Here is an 11660-nt window from a genome sequence, read left to right as displayed (position 1 = left end):
CAAATTTGCAAAGCCTGTGCATATAGAGCGAAGATTATAATGCTATTATTTGGTGATATATAACCATTAGGCATTATAATCGAAAGAGAGGGTAGGTACTGCAAGTGCACGGTGCAAGTTCCCTCTATATATAGGGACTTGCACCGTGCACTTGCATTGTAGCCATACCTCTCTTCGAGAGGTGATGGATACAAATATTTGGAGGTTGTTCAGAAAAGAAGTACTTTTGAACTTGGATAACACAAAGTAAGTGTACTCTGTGCGTACTCTCAAAAATGTCTGTCTTGGCTACAATCCGGCTACAGGGTTTTCAGAGGGTGTATAAAGAGAATGAGACATAGGAAGTTATGGAGGTTAGTTCATCTTCCCCCGCTTCCGCAAGAGGTCTTATTTTGAGTTTCAACAAGGTATTCAAATAGGTCTTCAAATCAATGGAAAGTCGTTGTAAAACAGTGTTTTACAGCGACTTTTTCTTATACGGTGGTTCCCGCTGAATACCTACACATAGGGTTTTGTATTCATCAAAAGGTCATTTTCTGCGGTAGTGTCCCCAAAAGTGTGTACGCCAGAATGCGTCTCTGAGTAGCAAACCTACATATTTTTTCGCTTTGTTTTCCATAAACATTAAAGATAGACTAAAGATGGTGAAGGCGATACGGAGAACAATGCGAACTATCCAACGCAGGATGAGAAAGCCAGCTACAATGCCGATGAGTGTTAGGACTTCGGGAGTGAGTATCATGGCAAGAAGTCGGTAGCCTCCATAAAGGATGCCGATGGAAAGGACTATAGCAAAGAGTTGTCTAAGTCGCCAACGGATGAGTTGTGACTTGGTCAATTCGGGTTCTGTTGGAGCATGGGGAGCTCGCTTCTCAAAAGGGAGAAAAAGCTGGCTCGTTCGGGTCTCTATTCGTTACAATCTTATTCATAACTTGAAGCTTCTATTGGTTTCAAGAGCGGACAAGATAAAGCTGTGTCACAAAGACAAGAGCAAGCTCATTGGCGTGTGTCACGGCTTGAATATCTTAGCTCTTGGAACAATAGAAGCTCCTTATGTTAATGATATGTCTCGCACGCTACGCTTCCACTGTTGGGAGCTTATTCTCCTCAATCAGCAGAGCAATCGTGCCAGTTAGTTCGGTGTACAGTAGTTTGTACTCTGAGGTGCCGTCAAACTCATCATTCAGGTCATACTTCTGTAACACCTCCTTAATCGCCTGGTTACCGAGTAGGATATTTGCCAATCTCTCAGGTAGTGGCTCGGGTAATTCTGTCTCAAACTCATTTTCTAAAACCGTCCGAATAGTATCGTAAGCAGAGAAATGAAGTCCTCGGAACATTGTCTCAGAAGCAAGTTCTTCCGCTTGTAAATGGTCATACCCTTGCTTAACTGCGTCAAGATAGACCGACAGAGCTTCTTCAGCTCGTGCATTGGTGAAAGCTTTGTCCTGCACCTTGTCAGGATGATAATTACTCAAATACTCCTCAAGCTTCAAAAGGAAGTACGATAGCTGTCTCTTCTGTATCATAATTCTATTGTTGTAATGGTGGTACATTATTCAGTGAAAAGTCTCCAAGCTTATCCGCAAGATCCATCATATCTTTCTCTATCTTCTTATTGGTTATACGGGCGTATATCTGCGTAGTTCTGATGTTTGTGTGTCTTAACATCTTGGAAACAGACTCTATTGGAACTCCTTTGCTCAAACAGAGGGTCGCAAAAGTATGACGAGCAAGATGAAAGGTCAAGTTCTTCTTAATTCCACAAATGTCGGCAATTTCCTTTAGATAGGAATTCATCTTTTGATTTGAGAGTACGGGAAAAAGCTTACCATTTCTATAGGTCTTGTAGTCGTACTTAGCAATGATTTGCTTTGGGGCATCCAAAAGCAACAAATTGAATGCGACATTAGTTTTTTGTCGCTTTGACATAACCCATTCTTTGCCGTCCATTGTCACAATATCATCTGGAGTTAGATTACATACATCTATGTATGCAAGTCCAGTAAAGCAAGAGAATACAAAAAAATCTCTTACAAGCTCCAAGCGTGGTAATTCTATCAAGTCTTTATTCGCAATTGCTTCGACTTCGTCCTCTGTCAAGAAACCCCTATCCACGGGTTTAGAGTGGAACTTGACATCCATGAATGGATCGTGCATAATGATGCCACGCTTCTGAGCGAAGATCGTCATCGTCTTCAAGAGTTTGAGCTTCTTTTGTGCCGTATTGTGTGCCAGATTGGCTTTTGTCCTAAGATACAACTCAAAATCCATAACAACTGCAGGGGTAAACTCTAAGAGTCCAATATCCTCTCTATTGTATATAGCTTTGAGGAAACGTATAAAGTGAGTCTTAACGACCGTGTATTTCTGTAGGCTATCTTTACTTAGCGACTTCCCAACCTGCTGTGCTACATGATCCAGATACTTATTGATGACTGGGAGTAAAGTAGTAAACTCCTTGTCTCGCCCAAGATAAGCCTGCTTGAGCCTCTCAACTGTCAAACCTTCCTCATCCTCCATCTTCCTATACATCTCATACAAAGAGGTGGAAAGAGAGTCAAGAGGGGAGTTTAGTGCCAATGCTTCAGCTGTACGTCCTCTCATTCTGCTGGTGGAGTTACTCCACATACTCTTCTTGACATAGAGTTTTGTTGTCCCTAAGTTCGCCATTTCTCTGTTGAGAAAGATGCGAAGCATGATTGGTGATTTTCCCTCTTTGGTCTCGTAGTTGGAGCGTAGGTAGAGGAAATCTTAAATTGTCTTCTCATGTCACTCTTAGTTTTGTGTAGCAGAAGCACATTAATTCTGTAGCAAAAAGCGCCAAAATTCATGTAGCATTACCACCACAAAGTTCGCAAATATATTTCTGAAACTAAGTGACTTACTGTAGTCATTTTGGTAGTCATTTGGTAGTCATTGCTACATTTTTCGGTTGCACAAAATTAGTGTAGCAGAAAGTGTAGCAGAAAAGATACTGTCCCCAAAAAGTGTGTAAGTCCCAAGAATGTTATCTTTGAAAAGTTAAAAACAAAAGATAAACAAGAAGATGAGACTTACACAAATGCAATTTAAGGAAATTCTATCAAACGTGATGACAGAGCCAAATGGAGTTGGTCGTTTAATGGAGTTAATCATCGAAATAGCGATGCAAGGGGAGAGGGAACTGTATAAAGAAGATAGTGGCGATGTGAGCAATGGATACCGCCCCCGTCGCATCTTTGCGAGTGGTAATATGCTAGAATTACGAGTACCCCGAACTCGACAGCAGGGCTTCATGCCCTTGATTTTAGGCGTTCTCAAAGATCAAGAGAAAGAGATGGGAGAACTAGCAGGTTATCTATATAGCTGCGGTAATACGATGGAGGATATCTCTGGAGTATTCGAGCGTTTGTATGGTAAACGTTATAGTACGAGTCAAATCAATCGTCTCTCCTTATCGACCCAAGAAGCAGTAGAAGAGTGGCGTCAAAGACGTCTACCGAGGACTTTAGAGGCACTTGTTATCGATGCTACATATCTTCCTGTACGGAGAGGAGAAAGTGTGAGCAAGGAGGCATTTTTTGTAGTGATGAGTTTAGATAGCGAAGGACGTCGAGACATCGTGGGTGTCTATAATAATCCAACAGAGGGAAGCGGCATCTGGGGCGAGTTTTTTGAGGATCTAAAAAGCCGAGGACTCGAAGTGGTAGGACTAATCATTTCAGACGGGTTGAATAACATTGAAGAGGTTGCACGTGAGCACTTTACAGAAGTGGAAGTCCAGCTCTGCACGGTGCATCTACAGCGAGAAATAACTCGAAAGATACGCCCTCGAGATAAGTCAGCCATCGCAAGTGATCTACAGGAGGTCTTTAGTAAAGACGGCTCAAGAAGCTCACCTTTAGATGGCCTAGAGAGCTTTAAAAACTTTGCGTTCAGATGGCGTAAGAGCTATCCTTTTCTCACAAAAATAGCTAACGGTCAGAGGATAGAGTATTACTTCACATACCTAAAATACGACGTCAGTGTTCGCAAGTACATTCATAGTACTAACTGGATAGAACGCTTCAATAGACAGGTAAAGAAAGGGGCTCGATATAAATGTGCATTACCTAGCGTAGAATCCGCTCTACACTTGATAGGTAGTATTGCAATCAATGCAAACTATCTGAAGAAAAGAATAGGAGATCTAACTCTTGGACTTAGGAAGAACAATGAAAAGTAAATAACAACAATGTGCTTTATTTTCCAACACAAAGATATCAACCTAAAAGAATACGGCAAGGCGGTGTCTCCGCGGTGCTACGACAGCCTTGCCTTAATTCTTTATTGGTCTATCTTTAATGTTTATGGAAAACAAAGCGAAAAAATATGTAGGTTTGCTTTTCAGAGACGCATTCTGCCGTACACACTTTTGGGGACACTACCGACAATGCCTCCATTTCCTCCGTTGTCGTCAATCACCACATTGAACTGACCGAAGAGGAAAAAGCCGAAGCACGGCGAGCCGCACTTCATCGCTACCAAAATGAGCAGTACCAACAGCTCACCAAGCGAGCTAAAGCACGTACAGCCAAACGAGCAGAAGCAGAGTAACCATTCAGAAGACACTCTTTGACCTATGAAACCAAGAACTAAACTACAGAAAGAGGTGGCGGAATTGAGCCGTCACCTCCCCGAGATAACCAATACTCAAAAGGAGTGGGCAAATAAGCATTGTTTCCCTCATTTTGCAAAGCGTACCATCAAAGGCGTGTACACTTGTATGGATTGTGGATGTCGCTGGAGTGACCACCACAATCATAGCGATATGTAATAGGATTTTAGAACGGATAAAATCAATAACTGTACGACTGAAAAGTAGCATCATCTCTGCTAGTAACACTAACCAGATAAAACTAATATCCTTGCCACCTATACCTGTATCAACAATGGCTTGAGTAAGAAAAGGAAAAATTAGTTGAAGAAAAGAGCTAAGCAATAATCCGAGAGTTATTTGTGTAATGAAACGTTTGTACTTTTTAAGATAACGCCAAAGAAATTTTGTCCGATTCTGTGTTGGAACTTTTTTATTCTCATTTTGCACATAAAACTGTTCTTGTGACTCGAAGAGGAGTACAACCCCCTGTTCTTCACCATCGGTTATTGTACTAACCCAGTGCTCGCAGAATTCCTCCTTAGAATACGTTATAAGTCCTTTGATTGGATCTGCAACATGGACGATATATTTCCCATTTTTATGTTTCTTTATTTTATAAACAACTACAAAATGATTCTGATTCCAGTGAACAATGCAAGGCAATTGAGCTTCATCTGTTAAAGTCTCAAAGCTCAACTTTCCGCCAATGCTTTTGAATCCAACGTTTTCAGCCGATTTGCAGATTCCAAGTAAAGATACGCCATCTATACTAAATGCACATGTGCTTCGTAGTTGGTCTCGATCAACATCTCTACCATAATACCGAATTATCATGGCTAAACAAGTTGGGGCACAATCAATTACATCCCTTTGTCTTATGAATGAAAAATCTTTTTTTATAATCTAAAATAAATGCCTGCCAATATGTTTCGAGGTCTGATGAAATAGCTGATCCGGCTTCTGCTCAAATTATCTTGTATGATGTAGTCATACACTTGAGTGTCAAAAAGATTTCGTACGGACAAATTCAATTCAATGCCATTTCGAAAGCTATAGGTTAAATCAGCATCGCAAAAATAAAAATTCTTAAACCGTTGAGGTTGATACTCATTGCAGTAATGTTCACCGGTCAGACTAATGTAAAGATTGGTAGTGGGAATGATTGTGCAGTTCAGTTGCTGTCTCAATGTTTGGTATATATGTCTGTTGTCGATAGATGCTATACTCATGGTACTACGTTCGTATGTAGTTTCGTAACTGATATTACACCAGTTAGCAGGGCGGGTAGTCAGCTTGGGACTGATACGCCAGAGGGTAGAGTTATAGGCGTACGGAGTCGTATTTTGATACATTGACCCCTTAAAATTCACCCATTCTGTACGCAATAATAGATATCCTCTAATGGCATCGATCCCCATGTTTATACTTCCGTTTATCTGCCATGATTGTTGATTTGAAGATTGGGGCAGATAGATATGTTGGATATAGTCCGGACCGAAAATTTTGTTACTGATATAAGGTGACCGACTCTTGGTATAGCTTATCCCCATATTCAAGAAAAGAGCTTTGATGGTATTTTTATAACTCATACCCCATGCAATATTCCAACGATTGCCCCTTTTGAAATTCGTTATGCCGCCTGTGGTAGTGCGGTAGTTGTTTAAAATCGGATTTTCAAAAAACAGTTGTTCGTCTGGCTTTTCCTGCGTGTAGCTAGTGGACAATGAAGTCTTTACTTGAGGCGAAAAGATATAGTTCAAGGAAGCTTGTGGTGAGAAACTTGACACAGCATATTGACGTTTCCGAGTATCCGTTTTTTTTGTATAGCTATACCACGTCCACGATAGTGGCAGTGAAGATTTTAATTCCCATTTACCACGATGTAGCAATAGTTCTGGTGATAGGTATGGATAAAAATATCTCATAGACAAATCGTTCGGAGAGAAATGAGTACTCTCGCTATTCATATTGCGAATAACCCCTACAATGCCGAGTTTCATCGAGACAACAAAGGGACTCAGTACGTATGAAAACTTCGAACTCGTATGTGTATAAAAAGCATCTGACCGAATGGTCTGATGGTCGTCACTGATTGGGCGAAGGATGTCAAGCTGCTGTCTTTTCCGCTCCCATTTATTCAGGGAGGAGAGACTATAAGAGCGATTGCCTATTCGTTTAATCAAAAGGAGATCATTGGTATAAGATTCATGCGGTAGTGATGCCTGTTGCTCGTTGGCGTTGTCTCCGGCATAAGACATATCTACACCATTCGATACCCATTCGCCGGAAAATTTGTTGCGAAGATAAAAATTCGGACTATTATCTTCATAGACAATATCAGCAGTCCACTGCTGCTCTCGCTTAACGGCATTTTCCGTATTTGTATTAATGACCGTAGAATCCTTGAGATAGTATTCAGATTCGGATCTCCTATTGGAATGAAGACGATCACGGATATAGGTGATTTGTGCTGTCAAGGTGCGATTCTCGCTCAATGCAAATAAATTGTTGGTCGTAAGTGCATGAGAGCGGTTGAAGGTAATTCGTTCATCACTTAAGTCCGTCAGTAGCCCCGGGTGCACATGCAAATAATTCCGTAGACTATAGTGGTTGCCAAATGTTGAGGTCAAATCTGACATATCCAATTGCTCCACCTCACTCCTAATGTCTTTACCCGTATTATTTCCCTTATAAGTATTCAGGGTCTGCATCTTTTTCGCAAAACGCATCAGGGTAAAATCTCCATTCAATAGTAATGGGGAGAATCCGGATGCAATACGTGCAACACCTAAAATACGGGATTTCGCTCGATCCTTTAAGCGAATATTGATCGCCGGATTTTGTGAAAATGAAATGTCTTGGAGTGCTTTGATCGGTTGATGGTTTTCCATTACTTCTACCCGTGCTACATCATCTTGACGGATGTTTTGTGTCGCAATCCCATAGCGACTACCGAGCATATCCTTTCCTTCGATGTAGAACTTATTGATAGGTTTCCCATTGTACTTAATGCTACCGTTTTTGTTAACCTCAATTCCCGGCATGCGTTTGAGCACATCCGCCAATGAATGGTCTTGAATTTCGCCGAAACTTGATATATTATAGACTACAGTGTCTCCCTTGTCATAAATGCTTCGAGGTTTGATTTTCACCTCTTGCAGAACAAATGGACGGCTTTTCAATGAGACATTATAAACGGTCTGCCGGGGGATAAGAGCAGATACATGGTTTTCGTATCCCATCAATGTTACCCGTATCTCATACTCTGATTCATCAGACAACCTACAAGTAATATGATATAGTCCCTCGGCATTGGTTTGTGCATAAGCCACTATTCGTTTTTGTGATGTAGTTCGCACATAAACCATAGCACTCTCCAGTGGTTTGTGCTCTGTGCTATCGCTTATCTTGCCTGTGAGGGTTATCTCCTGTGCCGCACAAGAAAGAATACTGATGAATAATCCCAGCCAAATCCCTAATAACTTACACATATACTATTCTACCAATTCTATAGGTTCGTATGATTCTGTATTGGGATGATCTTCCCCCAACTTTAGACCCGTTTGAGCCTCAATGGTCGCCATCGGGTTCAGTGTATAACGCTCCTTAGCTTTCAAAAAATCCACTCTTGTAGTTTGTACATATCCTTTCATATTGGGATTTCGAATGATAACGATAGGTGTATTGCTGATGTTTTCCATCCCAACAGCCGTAAAGTGGTATAAATCTTCTGCATCGTAAGCCTCCAAAATTAATCCCGGCAATCCACCGAGTAGCCAGGGTCCATTGCTGATCGGAATATCGGGGCAAAACCACGCTGTCCAGGATCTACCTCGATATTGACATGTAGCCATCTGACATTGATAGTTGAGTATGCTTTTTATGCTATCAGTCATCTGCCACTGCTGGTCATGCAGGCTGTCTTCATATATGTAGGCATCTGAAGATATGACATCAGTAACTGTCGTAATTCCTTCATGAGGATAATTTTTGAATATATAAGATGAAAACTTCTTCGATAATATAATCCCTTTGTCAAAAGCATCACTAAACCGTTTCATGAAAAGCTCTTCACCTTCCTGTGAAGCGAATAACGAATCGATTTCTAAGGTAATGGGACTGAAAAATGCAGAAGTTCGATATCCGACAGATAGAATCAAATTATCAGCTAATGGTCGAGGACGAGGAGGCTTGCGAATGTGCGTATAGCGATATGCGACCTTCATATAAGCCGAGTCTAATGACTGTACCACTTGTGCTCGAACAGTCAGAGATAGGAACGTAAAAAATAAGACTGTAATGAGATGTTTCGATAAGAATTTCATAACAAATAAAGAAAAAGCATGGTTTGGAATAACAAAATCACACGATGAAGTTATGAAAAGAACTAAATATATATCTAACAGAGATATTGGGGTTCTTTTTCAGGAAAGACTGTATTCGCTGGTGCATCAGGGCACATGGAGTACAATGGGGATTAACCAAAATCGTAATACTATGATCTGACTGAGTATTACTAATTAATATATGTGGATGGAGTTCTGATTCAGGATAATAATCTTGTTTGTATAAAAGAGTCCAAAAAACACTTTCATTGAATTTTATCTGTTTTATTTCATACGTAGCTTTAACCAAGTCTTTACTATCTTGTAAGATGGAAGTTAAGTAGCTAATGCCTAAAATAATTATGATAAAAATAGATCCAGTAAGCAAAAAATCAATAAAATAAAAAGCCCCAATCCCAATCCATTTATTGAAAGCAAAAGCGGAATAATAGATTCCCCATAAAGTGAAAATAACTGATAGGCAAAGGGGGCACCATTCTTTAACCTTAAATTTCTGATACCAAATACTCCAAATAGTAAAGGGGAAACCTAATAAATTAATAACAACAAGATATTTTGTAAAAACAGGAAAAATGCAAACAATAACTATATTTGAGATAAAAAAGCCTAATCCTATATCTGTCAAATCTATGAAGCCTGATATGCTGAATATTTTTGAATCTAGGACCTTGTTGCAGTTCATAGTGTTGGACAGAGAGCAAAATCTGTCTGCAAATCCTCTGTTTATTTTTCTATTTACTAAAAGCATGCATATAGAAGTTCCAACTATGCTAAATAATAAAATACAGAAGCTGAACTTAGAGGATGCTTTTATGATATTATGATATGTAAATTCAATTAACACAAATGCAATAGAAAGAAAAAAAAGAATTGTTTTTCCATTTCTTAAATATTCTTCATTCCTATGGTTTCTGAATCCTGGTCCTTGTGAATTGGTTTGTGGTTCAACAAGCAATAGATTTCCCGTCCAACTTCTTTTAAAACTGTCGATAGACACCCTCTTATTTTTAAGTGAATTATCCTCAATGTAAGAGGCATATTTTTCATTTATGCTAACTACCAGAGCAAAACCATCATCTAAATGTGCAATAAAAGGACATTTAACATGAATAATATCAGTTTTATTTGTTAGTTTGACGCCTGTATTTTTTATGCCATAGTACGATAACATGGAAGACAATCACAATAAATTGTTTTTATTAGGATGTTCATAATAATATTTTGAGGAGTACCTCCGAGTATGAGGAACTTCCAATAATTCTAAAATAGAAACAAAAATATTTTTTCTTATAAGATCAAACATAATTTCTTAAAAGTATAAAAATGTTTTCTTTAGTATCTCTAGGTATTTCTGATATCTCTTTCCCCAAAGATATTAATAACTACACAAATTAGCAAATATTACATATTTAGAATCAAAATTTCATATAACTTAACTGGTGTTAGGTAGTTAAAACTCCCAATATTTCTCGTCATATCCTGCATTATCTCAACTTAGTCAGATACCTATTCTATTCCTTTAATTTTGCTGATATACAATTGTTTAATTATTAAAATAAGCATTTATGGAATCGAATATCAGTGACAACTATGTATTGGTCTTAGAAGACCACTCAGAAGTAAAGAGCGAACAAGAGGCAGGTAAGCTCTCCGTAGTTTCCGGGATTGACGAGAAGGGCAATCTAAAAACCACCGAAGCCGCAAATTAGGCTTCATTCTTGAAGTTCAACAGAAGGATAGTATGCTGAAAACCTTCATGAGTAACTTCCTCAAACAGTTCAACGACCCGACCCGTTTCGGACTAGACAAGGTCTTGTCCAACAACGTGGAGCAAGGCGTGGATAATCTCCGTAGCATGCTTCAAAGCCGAGGGAAGCCTGAAATGCAGGAGCAACTGACGAAGATGGGCATATCTTTTGAGGACTTTCTATCCCAACTGAAGAACACTACAGCCATTGACCCGGAAAAGGTGGATTGGAAGATGCTCGACAGTCTCGGACTATCCCGTGAGCGATTGGAAAAAAGCGGAGAGTTGGAGAAACTGCTCAATTGGCAGAAGAGTAACCTTGTGACGATTGCCGGACCCGTTGGTGACATGACCATCTATACCGAAGCCCGACTTGCTTTCTGCACGGACGAGAACGACAACATCGGTTTGGCAGTCCACTCCATGCGTAAAGATCCACAACTTGACTACCCTTATATGGGATACAAGTTCACTGATGATGAGAAAACCACACTACAGACCACGGGCAATCTTGGTAAGGTAGTGGAGCTGATACCCAAGAGCGGCGAACCATTCTCAGCCTATGTCTCTATTGACCCGCTAGCCAACGGGTTGGTTACTCTTCGTGCTGACCGAGTTTCCATTCCAAAGGAGATTAAGAGTGTAGAACTAACCGATCAACAGTACAAAGATCTTGTGGAGGGCAAGTCAGTTAAGGTGGAGGGGATGCCTCGTATTCCCAAGAAACTTTGTGGACTTGATCTATCAGAGAAGCAACAGCAGGCACTGACCAACGGAGCCACCCTTTATCTAAAGAACATGGTAGATAAGGTCTTATTTTGAGTTTCAACAAGGTATTCAAATAGGTCTTCAAATCAATGAAAAGTCGTTGTAAAACAGTGTTTTACAACAACTTTCCTCTTATACGGTGGTTCCCGCTGAATACCTACACATAGGGTTTTGTATT

General features: G+C 39.9%; 7 protein-coding genes and 3 pseudogenes. 3 read left to right on the top strand and 7 right to left on the bottom strand.

Going from position 1 to position 11660, the window contains the following annotated elements:
• Window positions 1-529 precede the first annotated feature (529 nt).
• The 3 genes and pseudogenes from QYZ87_09815 to QYZ87_09805 all read right to left on the bottom strand — a co-directional run bounded on the left by QYZ87_09815 (window position 530) and on the right by QYZ87_09805 (window position 2771).
• A complete protein-coding gene (locus QYZ87_09815; protein MDN4754806.1) occupies window positions 530-838 on the bottom strand; it encodes a hypothetical protein in 309 nt (102 codons plus the stop codon).
• A 238-nt stretch (window positions 839-1076) separates the two neighbouring features.
• Window positions 1077-1529 carry a DUF1896 family protein gene (locus QYZ87_09810; GenBank protein MDN4754805.1) on the bottom strand — a complete coding sequence of 151 codons (453 nt, stop codon included), beginning with the start codon at window positions 1527-1529 and terminating at the stop codon, window positions 1077-1079.
• Between the two features lie 4 nt (window positions 1530-1533).
• Window positions 1534-2771: pseudogene (locus QYZ87_09805) on the bottom strand (site-specific integrase).
• 293 nt (window positions 2772-3064) lie between these two features.
• Here QYZ87_09805 and QYZ87_09800 point away from each other — a divergent pair.
• Both QYZ87_09800 and QYZ87_09795 read left to right on the top strand, forming a co-directional pair.
• Window positions 3065-4207 (top strand): IS256 family transposase, encoded by a 1143-nt coding sequence (locus QYZ87_09800; protein ID MDN4754804.1) that lies wholly within the window; start codon window positions 3065-3067, stop codon window positions 4205-4207.
• Window positions 4208-4455: 248 nt separating this feature from the next.
• Window positions 4456-4578 carry a hypothetical protein gene (locus QYZ87_09795; GenBank protein ID MDN4754803.1) on the top strand — a complete coding sequence of 41 codons (123 nt, stop codon included), beginning with the start codon at window positions 4456-4458 and terminating at the stop codon, window positions 4576-4578.
• Between the two features lie 208 nt (window positions 4579-4786).
• Here the strand turns inward: QYZ87_09795 and QYZ87_09790 are convergent.
• The 4 genes and pseudogenes from QYZ87_09790 to QYZ87_09775 form a co-directional block, all read right to left on the bottom strand.
• A pseudogene (locus QYZ87_09790) lies at window positions 4787-5500 on the bottom strand (cysteine peptidase family C39 domain-containing protein).
• Between the two features lie 17 nt (window positions 5501-5517).
• A complete protein-coding gene (locus QYZ87_09785; GenBank protein ID MDN4754802.1) occupies window positions 5518-8112 on the bottom strand; it encodes a hypothetical protein in 2595 nt (864 codons plus the stop codon).
• 3 nt (window positions 8113-8115) lie between these two features.
• On the bottom strand, window positions 8116-8946 hold the full coding sequence (locus tag QYZ87_09780; protein ID MDN4754801.1) for a GLPGLI family protein: 831 nt from the start codon (window positions 8944-8946) through the stop codon (window positions 8116-8118).
• Between the two features lie 37 nt (window positions 8947-8983).
• Window positions 8984-10138, bottom strand: a complete 1155-nt coding sequence (locus QYZ87_09775; protein ID MDN4754800.1) for a vitamin K epoxide reductase family protein — start codon at window positions 10136-10138, stop codon at window positions 8984-8986.
• A 394-nt stretch (window positions 10139-10532) separates the two neighbouring features.
• Here QYZ87_09775 and QYZ87_09770 point away from each other — a divergent pair.
• A pseudogene (locus QYZ87_09770) lies at window positions 10533-11536 on the top strand (DUF3945 domain-containing protein).
• The last annotated feature ends 124 nt before the right edge of the window (window positions 11537-11660 follow it).

Source organism: Porphyromonadaceae bacterium W3.11 (assembly GCA_030434245.1).
GTDB lineage: Bacteria > Bacteroidota > Bacteroidia > Bacteroidales > Porphyromonadaceae > Porphyromonas_A.
The sequence above is the reverse complement of the archived record's forward strand: the minus strand, read 5'-3'. Positions and strand labels throughout refer to the sequence as shown.